22 protein-coding genes are annotated in these 17951 nt (G+C 40.6%); 20 read left to right on the top strand and 2 right to left on the bottom strand.

The window, feature by feature from the left end; genetic code table 11:
• Positions 1–120: 120 nt before the first annotated feature.
• Positions 121–1335 (top strand): DUF998 domain-containing protein, encoded by a 1215-nt coding sequence (locus tag NFR46_RS01410; RefSeq protein ID WP_251574132.1) that lies wholly within the window; start codon positions 121–123, stop codon positions 1333–1335.
• Here NFR46_RS01410 and NFR46_RS09445 read toward each other — a convergent pair.
• A complete protein-coding gene (locus NFR46_RS09445; protein WP_420908573.1) occupies positions 1291–1986 on the bottom strand; it encodes a prepilin peptidase in 696 nt (231 codons plus the stop codon). The genes NFR46_RS01410 and NFR46_RS09445 overlap by 45 nt on opposite strands.
• Positions 1987–2243: 257 nt before the next feature.
• Between NFR46_RS09445 and rpsL the strand changes: the two genes are divergently transcribed.
• The 5 genes from rpsL to NFR46_RS01435 all read left to right on the top strand — a co-directional run bounded on the left by rpsL (position 2244) and on the right by NFR46_RS01435 (position 8211).
• A complete protein-coding gene (rpsL, locus tag NFR46_RS01415; protein WP_040530789.1) occupies positions 2244–2663 on the top strand; it encodes a 30S ribosomal protein S12 in 420 nt (139 codons plus the stop codon).
• Between the two features lie 21 nt (positions 2664–2684).
• Positions 2685–3155 carry a 30S ribosomal protein S7 gene (gene rpsG, locus NFR46_RS01420; RefSeq protein ID WP_003716646.1) on the top strand — a complete coding sequence of 157 codons (471 nt, stop codon included), beginning with the start codon at positions 2685–2687 and terminating at the stop codon, positions 3153–3155.
• Between the two features lie 136 nt (positions 3156–3291).
• Positions 3292–5376, top strand: coding sequence for an elongation factor G (gene fusA / locus NFR46_RS01425; RefSeq protein ID WP_251574133.1), 2085 nt, complete (start codon positions 3292–3294; stop codon positions 5374–5376).
• 156 nt (positions 5377–5532) lie between these two features.
• Positions 5533–6873 carry a guanine deaminase gene (gene guaD, locus NFR46_RS01430; RefSeq protein ID WP_251574135.1) on the top strand — a complete coding sequence of 447 codons (1341 nt, stop codon included), beginning with the start codon at positions 5533–5535 and terminating at the stop codon, positions 6871–6873.
• A 12-nt stretch (positions 6874–6885) separates the two neighbouring features.
• Positions 6886–8211: a uracil-xanthine permease family protein gene (locus tag NFR46_RS01435; protein WP_251574137.1), complete on the top strand. Its 1326-nt coding sequence runs from the start codon at positions 6886–6888 to the stop codon at positions 8209–8211.
• A 52-nt stretch (positions 8212–8263) separates the two neighbouring features.
• Here NFR46_RS01435 and NFR46_RS01440 read toward each other — a convergent pair whose 3' ends face one another.
• The gene (locus tag NFR46_RS01440) at positions 8264–11152 is read right to left on the bottom strand and encodes a YfhO family protein (RefSeq protein WP_251574139.1); all 2889 of its coding nucleotides are present in this window, start codon (positions 11150–11152) and stop codon (positions 8264–8266) included.
• A 344-nt stretch (positions 11153–11496) separates the two neighbouring features.
• Here NFR46_RS01440 and rpsJ point away from each other — a divergent pair, with 344 nt between their 5' ends.
• From rpsJ to rplE, 14 genes are all read left to right on the top strand, one after another.
• Complete coding sequence (rpsJ, locus tag NFR46_RS01445; protein WP_003716651.1) at positions 11497–11805, top strand: 30S ribosomal protein S10; 309 nt, start codon at positions 11497–11499, stop codon at positions 11803–11805.
• A gap of 43 nt (positions 11806–11848) precedes the next feature.
• A complete protein-coding gene (gene rplC, locus NFR46_RS01450) occupies positions 11849–12511 on the top strand; it encodes a 50S ribosomal protein L3 (protein WP_182580885.1) in 663 nt (220 codons plus the stop codon).
• A gap of 22 nt (positions 12512–12533) precedes the next feature.
• Complete coding sequence (rplD, locus tag NFR46_RS01455) at positions 12534–13157, top strand: 50S ribosomal protein L4 (protein WP_251574141.1); 624 nt, start codon at positions 12534–12536, stop codon at positions 13155–13157.
• Entirely contained in the window at positions 13157–13450 is a 294-nt protein-coding gene (gene rplW, locus NFR46_RS01460; RefSeq protein WP_003716654.1) for a 50S ribosomal protein L23, read from the top strand. Before rplD ends, rplW begins: the two co-directional genes overlap by 1 nt.
• Before the next feature lie 25 nt (positions 13451–13475).
• On the top strand, positions 13476–14321 hold the full coding sequence (rplB, locus tag NFR46_RS01465; RefSeq protein WP_191683827.1) for a 50S ribosomal protein L2: 846 nt from the start codon (positions 13476–13478) through the stop codon (positions 14319–14321).
• 40 nt (positions 14322–14361) lie between these two features.
• A complete protein-coding gene (gene rpsS, locus NFR46_RS01470) occupies positions 14362–14637 on the top strand; it encodes a 30S ribosomal protein S19 (RefSeq protein WP_003716656.1) in 276 nt (91 codons plus the stop codon).
• A gap of 18 nt (positions 14638–14655) precedes the next feature.
• Positions 14656–15003 (top strand): 50S ribosomal protein L22, encoded by a 348-nt coding sequence (gene rplV / locus NFR46_RS01475; RefSeq protein ID WP_003664558.1) that lies wholly within the window; start codon positions 14656–14658, stop codon positions 15001–15003.
• A 12-nt stretch (positions 15004–15015) separates the two neighbouring features.
• Positions 15016–15675 (top strand): 30S ribosomal protein S3, encoded by a 660-nt coding sequence (gene rpsC / locus NFR46_RS01480; RefSeq protein WP_003716658.1) that lies wholly within the window; start codon positions 15016–15018, stop codon positions 15673–15675.
• A gap of 2 nt (positions 15676–15677) precedes the next feature.
• Complete coding sequence (rplP, locus tag NFR46_RS01485) at positions 15678–16112, top strand: 50S ribosomal protein L16 (protein ID WP_003716659.1); 435 nt, start codon at positions 15678–15680, stop codon at positions 16110–16112.
• Positions 16102–16308: a 50S ribosomal protein L29 gene (rpmC, locus tag NFR46_RS01490; RefSeq protein ID WP_003716660.1), complete on the top strand. Its 207-nt coding sequence runs from the start codon at positions 16102–16104 to the stop codon at positions 16306–16308. Before rplP ends, rpmC begins: the two co-directional genes overlap by 11 nt.
• A 25-nt stretch (positions 16309–16333) precedes the next feature.
• Positions 16334–16600, top strand: a complete 267-nt coding sequence (rpsQ, locus tag NFR46_RS01495) for a 30S ribosomal protein S17 (RefSeq protein WP_003716661.1) — start codon at positions 16334–16336, stop codon at positions 16598–16600.
• 64 nt (positions 16601–16664) lie between these two features.
• On the top strand, positions 16665–17033 hold the full coding sequence (gene rplN / locus NFR46_RS01500) for a 50S ribosomal protein L14 (RefSeq protein WP_003716662.1): 369 nt from the start codon (positions 16665–16667) through the stop codon (positions 17031–17033).
• 34 nt (positions 17034–17067) lie between these two features.
• A complete protein-coding gene (rplX, locus tag NFR46_RS01505) occupies positions 17068–17376 on the top strand; it encodes a 50S ribosomal protein L24 (protein WP_003716663.1) in 309 nt (102 codons plus the stop codon).
• A 30-nt stretch (positions 17377–17406) separates the two neighbouring features.
• Positions 17407–17949, top strand: coding sequence for a 50S ribosomal protein L5 (gene rplE, locus NFR46_RS01510; protein WP_003716664.1), 543 nt, complete (start codon positions 17407–17409; stop codon positions 17947–17949).
• Positions 17950–17951: the final 2 nt, after the last annotated feature.

Genomic DNA, 17951 nt, shown 5'->3' on the forward strand with positions numbered 1-17951 from the left:
TTGAAAAGGACCGTGACTTGATTGTCATGGTCCTTTTTGCTATTTTAAATGTTGGATAATTAACGTCAGGGGAACTGTAGTTTAAGTTACTATGGTTCTCCATTACTTTTGGGAGAAAAAATGTCAAAAAGATATACTATTGAAATTCCAGCGTCAGCAATGAAAAAGACGGGTTTTAAATCAAATGAACAACTAGAATTAAATGTTAATCATAATGAAATTACTATTAGGCCTTCGAAGGTAACTGATCAATTGCCACGAATTAAATTATATTGGTACATCTTACCAGCTATCTTATTAACAGTTTCATTTTTTATTTTTTGTCGTAATCACCATATGAGGACAGTGCCAATTACTGGGGGTTATTCGATTGCTAATGGTTCGATGTTGCTAAGTTTGGTAAGTGGGTTATTTGTCTTTGTGGTTAGTTTTATTGTTACTAAGCTACGAAATAATGGGCCAACGAGGAATGTTTATTGGCGAAGCTTACCGACAATTACGATTGCTTGTGGGTTGATTATTGCGTTCTCATTTTCAGCTTTTTTTTGGTTGTTAGGGAAACTTTTTATGGATGCATGCTTTGATATCTATACTTCAACTACTTTTGTTTTTGTAATTATTGCGCTAATTAATTACTTGATGATTAACCTTGCCTTAACCCTTACTTCAGGAATCATTACTAATTTATTAACGATCATGATTATCGGTGGGATGCTGTTTTCCATGCTTACAAATTCTACCCGAGACTGGTGGAAACACAATTTTAGCTTTTTGGGGACGTCACAGAATCCAGCAAATTTGCAATTTAATGTAACCTTGATTTTTTCGGGATTATTAATGATTGCACTGGTTGATTACCTTTTTGTTAATTTACAACGGAAGTATCCGGGAGTTAAGACGCAATTATTGCGCTGGTTATTGTATGGTGAGGCTGCTTGTATTGCAGCAATTGGGCTATTCCCCAATGATCCTAAGTTTCATATCCTCCATGACCGGATTTCAATGTGGTTAGTTTATATTATGCTAATTTTAATCGTTGCAATTAGGTGGATCTTGCCAGAAGTGACTAAGCAATTTTTGACGATTTCCTATGTAATTGGTGCGGTGATGGGGGCAGAATATATTATCTTTAAGCTAGCAAATTACCTATCATTAACAGCGTTTGAACTAATTGAATTTGCCCTTTCATTTTCATGGTTACTATTGTTACTTCAAAATATTGAAAACCTTGCTCAATATGGCGAACAATTATTTCTTGTTAAAATAAGAGACGATTCGACAGATGAAACCTTAGTAGGGACAGAAAAGCAACCTCAGGATGAAGCCAAGAGCTAATCCAGGGATGAGGGGCAGTTTTCTGTCCTTTTTAATTATTGCAGGGATGAGAGTAAGTAAGCAGCCAATTAAAACAATCTGGGCGGTTGCTTCCCAGTGCCAAATTATGTTGGTTGCAAGAATAAATTCAATATCACCAGTGCCAAGTCCTTTAGTAATCATTTGAAGTGTAAATAGGAAGCCAGAAATAATTAAGAGTTCAACCGTGACATTTATAATTGAAAAATGTTGCTGTGGGAGAATGAGGATGAGTGGAAACAAACCAATTATGGCGACCGGATAGATTACTTGGGCAATAAAATCGGTGGTTGAAAGGTATAAGAGTGTAAGTAAAACACAGGTGAGAACAAGATTGTGGTACCAGGAGTGAGTGAAGGCTTTGAGGGTGACTAAGACGATTATTAGTTCTGATAACGGAAAAAATAGCGAAATCCGCTTATTACACCAGTGGCAGTGTCCTAGTTGAAGGACAAAACCGAAGATGGGGATGAGTTGCCACCAGCATAATGTGTGATGGCAATGATCACAAAAAGAACGTTTAGGTGACCACGGCAACTGATTATTGAGTTGCCGTTGAGCGCAAAGGGTCGTAAAGGACGTGAGAGTAACAAGAATACAACAATTAATAAGTATAAAAAGCAACGTGATCATCTCCAAAAGTTTTGCTATAGATACATAACGTAAAAATCACGAAATGTTACTTAGAAAATTTATTGAGACTTCGTTGACATTACTGGTAGTCCGTGATAGTCTATTAAAGGTGCTTTTTATAGCAACGTCGGTGTCTGTCGTTGGGCAGACTTTGCGTCAACGAAGGCACGTAATTTAATATCATCCAAGAACTTTTTTTATTCGCAAAAAAGAACCACCTGGATGTGTGGACTTAAAAATTAGGAAGGGGAAAAATTATGCCAACCATTAACCAATTGGTACGTAAGGGCCGTAAGAGCCACAAGGGCAAGTCAAAGTCACCAGCTCTTGGCTACGTTTACAACACTTTTAAGAAGGAAGAAGTTAAGACTCCATCACCACAAAAGCGTGGAGTTGCTACCCGTGTCGGTACTATGACACCTAAGAAGCCTAACTCAGCTTTGCGGAAGTACGCCCGTGTACGTCTTTCAAACTTGATTGAAGTTACTGCTTATATCCCTGGTATTGGTCACAACCTCCAAGAACACTCAGTTGTTTTAATTCGTGGTGGTCGTGTTAAGGATTTGCCTGGGGTTCGTTACCACATCGTTCGTGGTACTCTTGATACTGCTGGTGTTGAAGGACGGATGCAATCACGTTCTAAGTACGGTACCAAGAAGCCTAAGGACAAGAAGTAAAATATTAGGAGGGATTAAGTAATGCCACGTAAAGGACATGTACAAAAGCGTGAAATTTTACCAGATCCAATGTACAACTCAAAGTTGGTTACCAGCTTGATTGACCACTTGATGATCGATGGTAAGCGCGGAACTGCTACTAAGATTTTGTATGCAGCTTTTGATGAAATTAAGAATGAAACAGGTAACAACCCTGTAGAAGTTTTCGAACAAGCTATGGAAAATGTTATGCCTGTTCTTGAAGTTAAGGCTCGCCGTGTTGGTGGTTCAAACTACCAAGTTCCAATCGAAGTTCGTCCAGAACGCCGGACCACTTTAGGTCTTCGCTGGATTGTTCAATACGCACGGTTGCGTGGTGAACACACAATGGTTGAACGTCTTGCACGCGAAATTATTGATGCTTCAAACAACACTGGTGCTTCAGTTAAGAAGCGTGAAGATACTCACCGTATGGCTGAAGCCAACCGTGCTTTCGCACACTACCGTTGGTAATCACTGCGAATTGAAACCGGTTGTCTAACCAGTTACAATATAGGGGTGACGTAGATTATTGAATAACCGTCATCCCTTTTTCTAAATAAAGTTCGATTTAAAATAACCATATTCTGGAAGGAGATACACTTTTAAGATGGCTAACAAACGTGAATACCCTCTTGACAAGACTCGTAACATCGGTATCATGGCCCACATCGATGCCGGTAAGACGACTGCCACTGAACGGATTCTTTACTACACTGGTAAGATTCACAAGATTGGTGAAACCCACGATGGTGCTTCACAAATGGACTGGATGGATGAAGAAAAGGAACGTGGTATCACTATCACTTCCGCAGCCACTACTGCCGTTTGGAAGGATTACCGGATTAACATTATCGATACCCCAGGACACGTGGACTTCACTGTCGAAGTTGAACGTGCACTTCGGGTTCTTGATGGTGCCGTAACTGTTCTTGATGCCCAAGCTGGGGTTGAACCACAAACTGAAACTGTTTGGCGTCAAGCTGATGACTTCAATGTTCCACGGATCGTGTTCGCTAACAAGATGGACAAGGTTGGTGCCAACTTTGATTACTCAGTTCAAACTATCAAGGATCGTTTGAACGTTACTCCATTGCCAATCCAAATGCCAATTGGTGCCGAAGATACTTTCTCTGGTGTTGTTGACTTGGTTAAGATGGTTGCTTATGTTTACGATGAAGATAAGCTTGGTACTAACTGGGACACTGTTGACATTCCTGATGATATGAAGGAAGAAGCTCAAAAGCGTCACGATGCTTTGATCGAAACCTTAGCTGACATTGATGACAACATCATGGAAAAGTACCTTGAAGGTGACGAAATTTCTGTTGATGAAATTAAGGCTGCTATTCGTAAGGGTACTTTGGAACAAAAGCTCTTCCCTGTATTGGCTGGTTCAGCATACAAGGATAAGGGTATCCAAATGATGCTTGATGCTGTTATCGACTACTTACCATCACCACTTGATGTTAAGCCATTCGTTGCTCATGATGCTGATGGTAATGAAGTTGAATTGACTGCCGGTGATGACAAGCCATTCGCTGCTTTGGCATTTAAGATTGCTACTGACCCATTCGTTGGTCGTTTGACTTTCTTACGTGTTTACACTGGTTCACTTCAATCAGGTTCATATGTTCTTAACGCTACTAAGGATAAGCGTGAACGTATTGGTCGTTTGCTCCAAATGCACTCTAACCAACAACACGAAATCCCAGAAGTATTCTCTGGTGATATTGCCGCTGCTATCGGTTTGAAGAACACTGGTACTGGTGATTCCTTGACTGATCCAGATCACCCACTTCAACTTGAATCAATGGACTTCCCTGACCCAGTTATTCAAGTTTCCGTTGAACCTAAGTCAAAGGCTGACCAAGATAAGATGGACAAGGGTCTCCAAAAGTTGGCTGAAGAAGATCCAACCTTCAAGGCTGAAACTAACCCTGAAACTGGTGAAACTTTGATTGCCGGTATGGGTGAACTTCACTTGGACATCATTGTTGAACGTCTTCGTCGTGAATTCCACGCTGAAGTTACTGTTGGTAAGCCACAAGTTTCCTACCGTGAAGCATTTACTAAGAAGGTATCTGCACAAGGTAAGTTCGTTCGTCAATCTGGTGGTAAGGGTCAATACGGTGATGTATGGATCGAATTTACACCACTTGAAGAAGGTAAGGGATTTGAATTCGAAGATGCCATCGTTGGTGGTGTTGTTCCTCGTGAATTCATCCCTGCCGTTGAACAAGGTTTGAAGGAAGCTATGCAAAACGGTGTATTAGCAGGTTACCCACTTGTTGATATGCACGCTAAGCTTTACGATGGTAGTTACCACGAAGTCGACTCTAGTGAAGCCGCCTTCAAGGTTGCTGCATCACTTGCCTTGAAGAACGCTGCTAAGAAGGCAGATCCAGTTATTCTTGAACCAATCATGAAGGTTGATATCGTTGTTCCTGAAGACAACATGGGTGATGTTATGGGTCAAGTTACTGCTCGTCGTGGTACCATTGATGGTATGGAAGAACGTGGTAACGCTCAACAAATCCACTCATTTGTTCCACTTTCAGAAATGTTCGGTTACGCTACTGCCCTTCGTTCTGCTACTCAGGGTCGTGGTACCTTCACTATGACTTTCGATCACTACTCAGCTGTTCCTAAGTCTGTTCAAGAAAAGATTATTAAGGAAAGCGGCAACAACTAAGAGTAGTTGCTAATTAAAACTTAAATTGAGCTTAAAGACGAATTAGTCTTTAAGCTCTTTTCTTTTTCATTAATTAGAAGCGAATGATTAGCTGTTTACAAATGAAATAGTTCGTGTTAATCTAGGAATACAAATTTAGTGAAAGGGAACTATTTAATGGAGAATCTAGTTATTTGTGGGACTTACTATACTTCTAAAGATATTGATGAGTTAGAAGTTCATAAAGATAATTTAATTTGTATTGATCATAGTGGGACCATAAGCCGAACATTATCCCCAGATGATAAGGAATATTTAGCTTTATTAAATGAAGCAAGGGAAAAAGACCGGCTGATTAAATTACAGGCGAATCAATATTTATTACCTGGATTTATTGACCTTCATGTTCATGCTCCCCAATGGCCTCAAGCTGGGTTAGCACTTGACCTTCCGTTAGCTGACTGGTTAAATCACTATACGTTCCCGTTGGAGGCTCGGTTTACTGATAAGGGTTATGCGCGTCGCGTTTATCATGATTTTATCCATGAATTGCTTAGCCAGGGAACTACAACAGCATTGATGTTTGGTACTATCCATAACGATGCAAATCTTGAATTAGCACGTCAAGCAGTCAACTATGGACTACGGGCGTTTGTTGGCCAGGTGGTTATGGATAACCCCGACCAAACGCCAACGTACTATCGTAACCAAACTTCAGCAGCTGCGCTTAGGGATACAGAGAAATTTATTCAGGAGATTCTTGAGTTAAGAAAGAACACGAGTGTAACTGTTATGCCGGTTATTACACCACGCTTTGTTCCTAGCTGTACTGATAAGGCATTGCTTGGTTTAGGCCAACTAGCGCACCAATATGACTTACCTATTCAATCGCATTTAAGTGAGAGCAATTGGGAACATGAATATGCAATTAAGCGATTTGGAATGCATGATACTGCAGTTATGGATTGGTTTCACCTTTTAACGGATAAGTCGGTCATGGCACACGGAACTCAACTAACGACTGCTGATTTAACGACGGTCCGTCAACGAGGAACAACGATTGCCCATTGTCCGCTTTCTAATATTTATTTTGGTAATGGTGTATTACCCACCAAAAAACTCTTAAGACTTGGAAACCGGGTTGGACTAGGGAGTGATATATCTGGGGGATATTCACCAAGCCTTTACCATAATATTCGGCAGGCGGTTAAATCATCTCAAATGCTTACGGATGGGGTTGATAGTTCCCAGCCAGTTGAACAACGTGGAGTAGCAGGCTCAAGAATAACAATGGCTAATGCTTTTTACCTTGCTACTGTTGGTGGAGCAAAAGCGCTTCATCTCAAGACGGGCCAGATAGTTCCTGGCTTTCAGGCAGATTTTCAAATTGTTAATGGTCATCAAAGTTTGATGGAGTTATCAAGTGTTGATATTTTTCAACGTTTAATGTATCAGACTGAGCAACAGGATATTCAAAGTGTTTATGTTGCAGGAAAGAGAGTATACGGAAGAGATTAGGAGGATATTTTAATGGATGAAAAGGCACAATTACTGATTGGACCAGATGAAAAGGTTCCTACTGGTGAAGCAATTTTACTTGGATTACAACATGTTTTGGCAATGGACATTTATGTGCCACCAATTATTTTGGCTGGACTGTTAACGATGGGAGCCGCTGATTCTACTGGACTACTTCAAGCAACGTTCCTGGCTTGTGGGATTGGTACAATTTTACAAACTGCGTACTTTATGAAAATGCCCGTATCTCAGGGACCATCATTTGTTCCTTTAACTGCGGCTGCCGGAGTGGTTCTTGCGAGTGGCGGTCTTCATGGTGGCGGAATGGCGACGCTAATGGGTGCCTTGCTTGTTGGGGCAATTCTTTTAATTCTTTTGGGCTTAAGTGGCTTTTTCCAAAAAATTATTAACCGTTTAGTTCCAGCAGTTGTTGGTGGAACGATTATTACTTGTGTTGGGTTATCATTGATTCCTTCAGCTTTGAATGACAACATTTTTGAAGCTAAGGGTGATGTTTACCAGAATATGGAGTTAGCAGGAATTACAGCCGCAATTTTGATCGTGTGTGTTGCGATTAGTATTCGTTTTCCTAAAGTTCAAAAGTTATTTAAGACCGGTTCAATTGTTATTGCTTTGTTAGCGGGAACTGCAATTAGTGCTTCGATGGGACAATTTGATGCTTCATCAGTTGCAGCCGCCCCTTGGTTTAGTCTTCCTCAACGAACAATCTTCCATTGGGGGATTCACTTTGATATGACCGCAATTTTTACGTTTATCATTATTTATGCCATTTTAACTACTGAAACGACGGGAACTTGGTTTGCAATGGGGGCCGTAACAAATCATGAAATCACCGATAAGCAATGGAACCGGGGAATTATTGGTGAAGGCCTTAGCTGCTTAATTGCTACGATTACGGGCTCAACACCGGTTACTGGATATTCCACGAATGCGGGAATTATTTCAATTACCGGAGTGGCAAGTAAAATTGTCTTCGTTGCTGCTGGTGTTTGGTTTGTAATTCTAGGTTTTTGCACGAAGCTTTCTGCCTTTCTGGCTGCTATTCCAGCACCAGTAATTGGTGGTGTCTTTGCGATTATTACAGTAACAATTATGCTAAATGGGCTAAATGTTATTCGAAACTTACAGGTTCGGGAAAGCGATCTTTATATCATTGGATTACCGATTGTCATTACAATTGCCTTGGTATTAATTCCACAAAAGATTGTTCATGGTGCGCCACAAATGGTTCAGTACCTTTTAGGCTCACCAGTTGCGATGGCAGCAATCACAGCAATCGTTCTTAATCTTTTGATGCCAAAACGGGCTAAAATTTAGTAAATAAAAAACTTCCCTAGCGTGATTTACGTTAGGGAAGTTTTAATATTCTCTACATTTTTTTATTGAAGATTAGTGACAGAATAGCAGCTAGAAGAGTCCAAATTAAACCAATGATACTAATAATAATTCCCGTACGGAAACCAGGTAATTGGTAGTTAAAGGTTACCCGATGAGTACCCTCAGGAAGGGGAATTCCTAAGAAAGCTTGGTTTGTCCTGACCGTTTTGACAGTTTTACCATTTACGGAAGCACTCCAACCACTTGAGTATGGGATTGAGGATGTCAATATTCCCTTCTTATTAGTGGTGATTGTTCCCTGGACCTTATTCGGACTAAATTTAAGGTTGCGTAAACGATGCTGTTGAATGGTTGCTACTTGTTTATGATAATGATCATCAAGCTTTTCAGCGACTACTTGGTACTTTAACCGGTAAGTACCGAGTTTTGTTGGCTGAAATGATAGTTTATCAGGGAGACCGCCATTGTAGTAACCAATATTTAACGTTGTGTTTTTAACCTGCTTAAAGAAGGATAAGGTACTCTGCTTTGGCTGATTAATAGTTGCAGTCCCAAAGCGACTACCAACGTTAATCTTAAAACTGATATCAGGTGAACCATTAAGAATATGGTAGCGCCAGTACCGGTACTGGTTGTACTTATAGTTAACCATGCTTCCTGGATTAGTGGCCATTTGTTGTAAATGTTGTTGTTCGTACTTAATCTGTTTTTTCATTGAGAATGGGGTGAACTTAATTTGACTGAATTCAATATGAAGTTCAGTGCCCCGAAGCTTCTGCCGGAGAGTTGAATTGGCTAACTGGGGAAGTTCAATATGATACTTCTCTTCACTATCTGTATACTTCAAGTGCTCGGGATTAACTTTGTTTAAGCGATTTGAGATCAGGTTACTCTTTAATTTATAAACGTGATTATTGAGATTTGCTTGTTTCATTCCCTTAGTAACCTTTTCTTGGCTAACAACAACCCCACTTGCGAGTGCCCGTTCTTTCTCAGTCGGGGATAATTTTTGGTAACGTTTTTGACTAATATAGCTATCCTGCCAATAAATTAGTGGGAAGGCATTGTTAGTTTTGTAGCGATTTGTTTGGGTGGGGATGAAGTCTTTTTTATCCTGAATATCATTAGGTTGACCAGAATCATAGTTAATAATTGGTTCGGATGATTGATCTAAGAAGTATCCTTCAGGAATCTTTGTAGCATTTTCACCGTCACTTTGGACAAAGAGGTATTTAACACCTAAGAAGTTATTCAAGACGGTTCGATCATCAACCTGGCGAAGGGGAACGTTAGCCTGATACTGGTTATTTTGTAAGCTCGTACTAAAGTTCCCCAAGTATTGGTTTTGTAATGAATAATATGAATCAATATTATGAAGGCCAGAAGTGAGATCGTTATCGATGGTTGGAACGTCAATGATTTGATTTTCACTAATTGTTGAAACCCGAAAAGAAGGTGTTCGTTCCAGTCCTTGATCAAGTCCTCCATACCGCATTGCCATCATTTTTTGGTATTGACCACGGCTAAGCATTTTAGTACTGAAATCGCCGTTGTAAGGGAATGATGCATAAATTGCATTAAATCCAGCGTTTAAGACAATAATACTTAAAAGCCATAGTTGGGGATGAGAAAGGCGGTGAAAACTAATTAGCCAAAGAAGAAGTAAGGAAGTTAGCAGGAAGAGGAGTGGGATAACAATATCATTTTCGTTTTCAAAAAGGAATGTAAGAAGAAGGATGGCTACATAAATTCCAGTTGCAAAGGAAATGATCTTTAATGAATGGTGAGAAAGTGAATGAGCATTTTCTACCAATAAACAGATTGCCATTGATAAGGGGAGGTAAATAAGAAGTGTCCAACGATTTGAAGCAGCCATCATTCCGTTAAAGGTAGCTCCAACAGCAGGAATGAGGAGCATAATGAGGGCGAGTCCTAAACTGATCGTTATTAATGGGTACTTTTTAGCATGGATGTAAACATATACCAGAGCGATAAAACCAATTGAAACAATCCCTAAAGCACTCCAGAACATAAACGACCATTGATCACCATTAATTAGTTGTTTAGGCAAGAAAAGATAATAGTAAAGTGGATAAACTTTTAGGTCATTTGCAAATTGTGCACCAAGTCGTGTGGAATGGCTAACGGCAATTAGTTCTGGAACCCACATAATTGCTGATAAGAGCAAACTAGTAATAGTAGCAAATGTAAGCTTGATAAGTGCTTGAAGATAATTAAGGCTTTTGCGGTATTTAGTAATAACTCGCAGAATAAGATAAATTAGTGAGCCAATACCGAGAATAAACGCTAAATAGTAATTACTAATTAGCATCCAGGTAAAGACACCAGCTAAAGGCCATGCTGAACCGCCCTGCAAAATTCGTTCAATTTGAACAACTATTAAAGGAAAAAGAATAAAGGGTGTTGTGAAGAACGGCTGAGCAACACATGCATATAACAGAAATGAATTTACCAAGTAGGCAGTGGTTCCTGCAAGGATAGTTGTATTCCTAAACTTAAAATGTTGAGTGAAATAGACAAAAGACAGACCAACGCAGTACATTCGAACAATACTAATAAATTGATAGGCACGAGTTATTTTATGCGCTGGGAAAAGTAACGCTAAGTACGAAAAAATATCTCCTATATTATAATAGGAAAAAACTTGAAAAGTATCGGAACCTAACCCGAATTGCCAAGACCAGAAATTTAGTGTTCCTGGATGGTGGAAGAAGTTAATAACTGCTTCACGATACTGGGCTAAAAGAGGGAGGTGCTGATTTAATGCATCTTTACTCCAAATAAAACTATGACCAGTTATTAAATATGTACCGAAAATACATAGTGCAAGAAAGAGAAAAAGGACTGTGTATTCAAGGTACAGCTTTTTTACTGATCTTTTCTTAAACGAAAACTCCATAACTAACTCCTTAAAATGATTGTACAATGATCATATTTTAGCATTTGTTAGAACAAACACGGCAAAAACAAAGAAACTATTGCAAGAAAATTTCGGGCCTGCAATCAATTTGTAAAGAAAAAATTGAAATTAATTTCTTAAAAAGGTTGATATAACAATCATTCTTTAGTATTATGGATAGGTGCTTGAGTTCAAGGGGAATAATTTAATATACCCCCAAACGAAATTAAGCTGCGAAGCGATGATGCGGAAGGTTGCGACACACCCGGCCGCTTTGCCACAGGATGTGGCGGTAATTTCCGCGGAGCTAGTCAAATTTTAAATCTGACGAAGGAGGGAATATAATGGCAAAACAAAAGATTCGTATTCGGTTAAAGGCTTATGAACACCGTATCCTTGATCAATCAGCAGATAAGATTGTTGAAACTGCAAAGCGTACAGGTGCTCAAATTTCAGGTCCTATCCCGTTGCCAACTGAACGGACTATCTACACTGTTCTCCGTTCACCACACAAGTTTAAGAAGTCTCGGGAACAATTTGAAATGCGCACTCACAAGCGTTTGATTGATATTGTTGATCCAACACCAAAGACTGTTGATTCACTTATGAAGCTCGATCTTCCAAGTGGTGTTGATATCGAAATTAAATTGTAATTATTATTCTGAATTAAATTAAATCTTATTAGGAGGTGTACTCATGGCCAAAGGAATCTTAGGTAAAAAAGTTGGGATGACTCAAGTTTTTACTGACAACGGTGAATTGGTACCAGTTACTGTTATTGATGTAACACCAAACGTTGTTATGCAAATCAAGACTGTTGAAAACGATGGTTACAACGCTGTTCAACTTGGTTTTGATGACAAGCGCGAAATCTTGAGCAACAAGCCTGAACAAGGTCATGCAGCAAAAGCAAACACGACCCCTAAGCGCTTCATCGGTGAAATCCGTGACGCTGAATTAGGGGATGACATCAAGGTTGGAGACGAAGTTAAGGCTGATGTCTTCAATGAAGGTGAAACTGTCGACGTTACGGGTGTTACAAAGGGTCATGGTTACCAAGGTAACATTCACAAGGACAACCAAAGACGTGGACCTATGTCACACGGTTCTCGTTACCACCGTCGTCCTGGTTCATTAGGACCAATCATTAACCGTGTCTTCAAGGGTATGAAGTTACCAGGTCGTATGGGTGGCAAGACTGTCACTATGCAACACCTTGAAGTTGTTAAGGTTGATCTTGATAACAATGTTCTTTTAATTAAGGGTAACGTTCCTGGTGCTAACAAGTCATACGTTACTATTAAGAACTCTGTGAAGGCTAACACTAAGAAGAGCCTGAGCAAGCAACACAATAAATAATTAAGAAAGGAGGAAGTTAATAATGACTAGCGTTAATTTGTACAAGCAAGATGGTAGCCAAAACGGTACTATCGATTTGAATGCTGACATTTTTGGTATTGAACCAAATGAAAATGCTGAATTCGAAGCCATTCTTCGTCAACGTGCTGCAATGCGTCAAGGTACACATGCCGTAAAGAACCGTTCAGCTGTTAGCGGTGGTGGTAAGAAGCCATGGCGTCAAAAGGGTACTGGTCGTGCTCGTCAAGGTTCAATCCGTTCACCACAATTCCGTGGTGGTGGTATCGTCTTCGGACCTACTCCACGTTCTTACAAGTACAACCTTCCTCGCAAGGTTCGTCAACTTGCTATTAAGTCTGCCCTTTCCCAAAAGGTTCTCGACAACGCATTAGTTGTTGTTGATGCATTAAACTTTGATGCACCAAAGACTAAGGAATTTGCAGGAGTTATGGATAACCTTAAGGTTGCCGAAAAGGTACTGGTTGTTGTTACTGATGATGATAAGAACGCTGCTTTGTCTGCTCGCAACTTGGCAAATGCCAATGTTGTTACACCAGCTGGTGTTAACATCTTAAGCGTTGTTGACAGTCAAAAGATCGTCATCACTAAGTCAGCTCTTTCTCAAGTAGAGGAGGTGCTCGCATAATGGAAGCGCGCGAAGTTATCTTACGTCCAGTAGTTACCGAAGCTTCAATGGCCGGTATGGACGACAAGCGTTACACATTCGATGTTGATTTACGAGCAACTAAGACACAAGTAAAGAATGCTGTTGAAGAAATCTTTGGTGTTAAGGTTGTTAAGGTAAACATCATGAACTTAAAGGGTAAGAAGAAGCGTCAAGGCCGTTACGTTGGTTACACTAAGCGTCGTCGTAAGGCTATTGTTACTTTATCTGCCGATTCAAATGAAATCAAACTGTTTAACGACAGTGAAAACTAATCATTAAAAAAAGGAGGAAAACATAGTGGGAATTCGTAAGTACAAACCTACTACTAACGGTCGCCGTAATATGAACGGTTATGACTTTGCTGAAATTACAAAGTCAGCTCCAGAAAAGTCATTATTGGCTCCTTTGAAGCACAAGGCTGGTCGTAACAGTTACGGTCACATTACTGTTCGTCACCGTGGTGGTGGTGTAAAGCGTCAATACCGCATCATTGACTTTAAGCGGATTAAGGATGATGTACCTGCAACTGTTAAGGCAATCGAATACGATCCAAACCGGACTGCTAACATTGCTTTGCTTGTTTACGCCGATGGTACTAAGTCATACATCCTCGCTCCTAAGGGTCTTAAAGTTGGTATGACAGTTCAATCTGGTCCGGAAGCTGATATCAAGGTTGGTAATGCTCTTCCATTGAAGAACATCCCAGTTGGTACTGTTATTCACAATATTGAATTAAAGCCAGGTAAGGGTGGTCAATTAGCTCGTTCAGCTGGTGCTTCTGCTCAATTACTTGGTAAGGAAGAAAAGTATGTACTTGTTCGTCTGTCATCTGGTGAAGTTCGGATGGTTCTCGCAACTTGCCGTGCTACTATCGGTACTGTTGGTAACGATGAACATGCATTGCTTATTAAGGGTAAGGCTGGTCGTACTCGTTATGCTGGTCAACGTCCACACGTTCGTGGTTCTGTTATGAACCCTAATGATCACCCACATGGTGGTGGTGAAGGTAAGCAACCTGTTGGTTTACCATCTCCTCTGTCTCCATGGGGTAAGAAGACCGCTGGTAAGAAGACTCGTTCACACAAGGCTCGTTCAAACAAGTTCATTGTTCGTGGTCGGAAGCGCGGTCCACATACTCGTTAAGATTAAATATCGCTCAAATACCCGAGAGGAGGTACACTAAATGGGTCGTAGTTTGAAGAAAGGACCTTTCGCTGACGCTTCTCTATTAAAGAAGGTTAAGGAACAAGAAGGTTCTGATAAGAAAACCGTCATCAAGACATGGTCACGTCGTTCAACAATTTTCCCAAGTTTTATCGGTTATACTTTCGCTGTATATGATGGTCGTAAGCATGTGCCAGTTTACGTACAAGAAGATATGGTTGGTCACAAGCTTGGTGAATTTGTTCCAACACGGACTTTCCATGGTCACGCAACTGATGACAAGGCAACTAAGTAAGGAGGGTGAACAATAGACATGGCTGAAAACATTACATCCGCTAAGGCAACTGCTAAGATGGTTCGTGTTTCTGCACGGAAGGTTCGTCTTGTTTTAGACGCTATTCGCGGTAAGAGCGTTGCCGAAGCATTTGCTATTCTGAAGTTCACTCCTCGTGGTGCCGCTTCAGATGTTGAAAAAGTATTAAAATCTGCTGTTGCAAACGCTGAAAATAACTTTGACTTGGATCGTGCTTCACTTGTAGTTAGCGAAGCATTTGCAAACGAAGGACCAACCCTTAAGCGGTTCCGTCCACGTGCCAAGGGTTCCGCTTCACCAATTAATAAGCGGACTAGTCACATCACAGTGGTTGTTACAGAACGATAGGAGGAATGAATAGTGGGTCAAAAGATCAATCCTAATGGTTTTCGTGTTGGGGTCATTCGCGACTGGACTGCTAAGTGGTACGCAGAAAAAGATTTTGCTAACTACTTAAACGAAGACCTTCGGATCCGTAAGTACATTGAAAAGCGACTTGCTGATGCCTCAGTATCAACCGTTGAAATTGAACGTGCTGCTAACCGCGTAAACGTTTCAATTCATACTGCCAAGCCTGGTATGGTTATTGGTAAGGGTGGTTCAGAAGTTGAAGCACTTCGTAAGGAATTAAACAAGTTAACTGGTAAGCGTGTCCACATTAACATTGTGGAAATCAAGAAGCCAGACTTGGATGCACACCTTGTTGGTGAAAGCATCGCTCGTCAATTGGAAGCACGTATCGCATTCCGTCGTGCAATGCGTGGTGCTATGCAACGTGCAATGCGTGCCGGTGCTAAGGGTATTAAAACTCAAGTTGCTGGTCGTTTGAATGGTGCTGATATGTCACGGGTTGAATCATACTCTGACGGAACTGTTCCTTTGCACACATTACGTGCTGACATTGATTACTCTTGGGATGAAGCTAACACTACATACGGTGTTCTTGGTGTAAAGACTTGGATCTACCGTGGTGAAGTTTTGCCAACCAAGAAGAACAACGATGAAGAAGGAGGGAAGTAAACATGCTAGTACCTAAGCGAGTTAAGCACCGTAAGGTTCAACGTGGCCACATGCGTGGTGAAGCTAAAGGTGGTAAGACTGTTTCATTCGGTGAATTCGGTTTACAAGCATTGGATTCCCACTGGATCAGTAACCGTCAAATTGAAGCTGCTCGTATCGCTATTACCCGTTACATGAAGCGTGGTGGTAAGGTTTGGATTAAGATCTTCCCTCAACTTTCCTACACTAGCAAAGGTGTCGGTGTCCGGATGGGTAATGGTAAGGGTGCCCCAGAAGGTTGGGTTGCCCCAGTTAAGCGTGGCAAGGTAATGTTCGAAGTAGCAGGTGTATCTGAAGAAACTGCTCGTGAAGCTTTACGTCTTGCCGGTCACAAGTTGCCAGTTCGCACTAAGATCGTAAAACGTGAGGAAGTAGGTGGACAATCTAATGAAAAGTAAAGATTACGTACAAGAACTGAATGGATTAACCACTGAGAAGCTACTTGACCGTGAAAAGGAACTGAAGGAGCAATTATTTAACTTACGTTTCCAATTAGCAACCGGCCAATTGGAAAACACTGCAAGTCTTAAGCAAGTACGCAAAGACATTGCCCGGGTTAAGACAGTTCTTCGTCAACAAGAATTAAATAAATAAAGAATACGAAAAGGAGGATTAGCGCATGAGTGAAGAACGTAATGCACGTAAGGTTTATCAAGGCCGCGTTGTTTCCGATAAAATGGATAAGACTATCACTGTTGTGATTGATACTTACAAGAGTGCCCCAATTTACGGCAAGCGTGTTAAGTACTCAAAGAAGTACTACGCACACGACGAAAACAACGAAGCTAAGACTGGCGACACTGTACAAATCATGGAAACACGTCCATTATCTGCAAAGAAGCGTTTCCGTCTTGTAAAGATTGTCGAAAAGGCTGCTACCCTTTAATTAGCAGATAACTCTAAATTTCGTATTCTAATTCTTATTCAAAGATGGAAGGAGGACATTAACCGTGATTCAACAAGAAAGTCGGTTGAAGGTCGCTGATAACTCCGGTGCCCGTGAAATCTTGGTAATCAAGATTTTAGGTGGTTCCCGAGTAAAAACAGGTAACATTGGTGATATTATTGTTGCTACTGTAAAACAGGCAACACCAGGTGGCGTTGTCAAAAAGGGTGACGTTGTTAAGGCTGTTGTAGTACGGACTAAGCAAGGTCTACACCGTAAGGATGGTTCATACATCAAGTTTGATGAAAACGCCGCTGTTTTGATTAACAACGATAAGAGCCCTAAGGGTACCCGTATTTTTGGCCCAATTGCTCGTGAACTTCGTGGAGATGACTTCATGAAGATCGTTTCATTAGCTCCAGAAGTTCTGTAAGATTTACCCAAAAATAAGGAGGTGCACTATCAACATGTTCATTAAAACAGGTGACAAAGTTCGCGTTATCGCCGGTAAGGACAAGGGCAAGGAAGGTACTGTAAAGAAGACCATTGCTTCTGCTAACCGTGTGATCGTTGAAGGCATTAACATGGTTAAGAAACACCAAAAGCCAAGTAACTCAAACCCTAATGGTGGAGTTATTGATACTGAAGCTGCTATCAGTGCTTCAAATGTTATGCTGATTGATCCTTCTACTAACGAACCAACCCGTGTTGGTTTCAAGTTCGTTGATGGTAAGAAGGTTCGTTTTGCCAAGAAGTCCGGCAAGACTATCGACTAAAATTAATTACGAAAGGAGGAATAACTTCCAATGGAAAATCGTTTGAAAGCTAAGTACGAAAGTGAAATCCGTCCAGCATTGATTGAAAAGTTTAACTATTCATCAATCATGCAAGCACCTAAGATTGACAAGATTGTCTTGAACATGGGTGTTGGTGACGCTACTACCAACTCAAAGAACCTTGATGAAGCCGTTGAAGAATTAGGATTAATTTCTGGTCAAAAGCCTTTGATTACTAAGGCTAAGAAATCAATTGCCGGATTCCGTCTTCGTGAAGGTATGTCAATTGGTGCTAAGGTCACTTTACGTGGTGAACGCATGTATGATTTCTTGGATAAGTTGATTAATGTTTCATTACCTCGTGTTCGTGATTTCCATGGTGTAAGCAATAAGTCATTTGATGGCCGTGGTAACTACACTTTGGGTATCCGTGAACAATTAATCTTCCCTGAAATTGATTTTGATAAGGTTAACCGTGTTCGTGGTTTGGATGTTGTCATTGTTACAACTGCACAAACTGATGAAGAATCACACGAATTATTGGCTCAACTTGGTATGCCGTTCGCTAAATAAAG

This window comes from Limosilactobacillus agrestimuris (assembly GCF_943193105.1).
Lineage (GTDB): Bacteria > Bacillota > Bacilli > Lactobacillales > Lactobacillaceae > Limosilactobacillus > Limosilactobacillus agrestimuris.

Coding starts and splice junctions, on each gene's coding strand:
- NFR46_RS09445 (WP_420908573.1), bottom strand. CDS start 1,986: ATGATCACGTTGCTTTTTATACTTATTAATTGTTGTATTCTTGTTACT.
- NFR46_RS01440 (WP_251574139.1), bottom strand. CDS start 11,152: ATGGAGTTTTCGTTTAAGAAAAGATCAGTAAAAAAGCTGTACCTTGAA.
- rplE (WP_003716664.1), top strand. CDS start 17,407: ATGGAAAATCGTTTGAAAGCTAAGTACGAAAGTGAAATCCGTCCAGCA.
- NFR46_RS01435 (WP_251574137.1), top strand. CDS start 6,886: ATGGATGAAAAGGCACAATTACTGATTGGACCAGATGAAAAGGTTCCT.
- rpsS (WP_003716656.1), top strand. CDS start 14,362: ATGGGTCGTAGTTTGAAGAAAGGACCTTTCGCTGACGCTTCTCTATTA.
- rpsL (WP_040530789.1), top strand. CDS start 2,244: ATGCCAACCATTAACCAATTGGTACGTAAGGGCCGTAAGAGCCACAAG.
- rplX (WP_003716663.1), top strand. CDS start 17,068: ATGTTCATTAAAACAGGTGACAAAGTTCGCGTTATCGCCGGTAAGGAC.
- rpmC (WP_003716660.1), top strand. CDS start 16,102: ATGAAAAGTAAAGATTACGTACAAGAACTGAATGGATTAACCACTGAG.
- guaD (WP_251574135.1), top strand. CDS start 5,533: ATGGAGAATCTAGTTATTTGTGGGACTTACTATACTTCTAAAGATATT.
- rplC (WP_182580885.1), top strand. CDS start 11,849: ATGGCCAAAGGAATCTTAGGTAAAAAAGTTGGGATGACTCAAGTTTTT.
- rplD (WP_251574141.1), top strand. CDS start 12,534: ATGACTAGCGTTAATTTGTACAAGCAAGATGGTAGCCAAAACGGTACT.
- rplP (WP_003716659.1), top strand. CDS start 15,678: ATGCTAGTACCTAAGCGAGTTAAGCACCGTAAGGTTCAACGTGGCCAC.
- rpsQ (WP_003716661.1), top strand. CDS start 16,334: ATGAGTGAAGAACGTAATGCACGTAAGGTTTATCAAGGCCGCGTTGTT.
- rplV (WP_003664558.1), top strand. CDS start 14,656: ATGGCTGAAAACATTACATCCGCTAAGGCAACTGCTAAGATGGTTCGT.
- rplW (WP_003716654.1), top strand. CDS start 13,157: ATGGAAGCGCGCGAAGTTATCTTACGTCCAGTAGTTACCGAAGCTTCA.
- NFR46_RS01410 (WP_251574132.1), top strand. CDS start 121: ATGTCAAAAAGATATACTATTGAAATTCCAGCGTCAGCAATGAAAAAG.
- rpsG (WP_003716646.1), top strand. CDS start 2,685: ATGCCACGTAAAGGACATGTACAAAAGCGTGAAATTTTACCAGATCCA.
- fusA (WP_251574133.1), top strand. CDS start 3,292: ATGGCTAACAAACGTGAATACCCTCTTGACAAGACTCGTAACATCGGT.
- rpsJ (WP_003716651.1), top strand. CDS start 11,497: ATGGCAAAACAAAAGATTCGTATTCGGTTAAAGGCTTATGAACACCGT.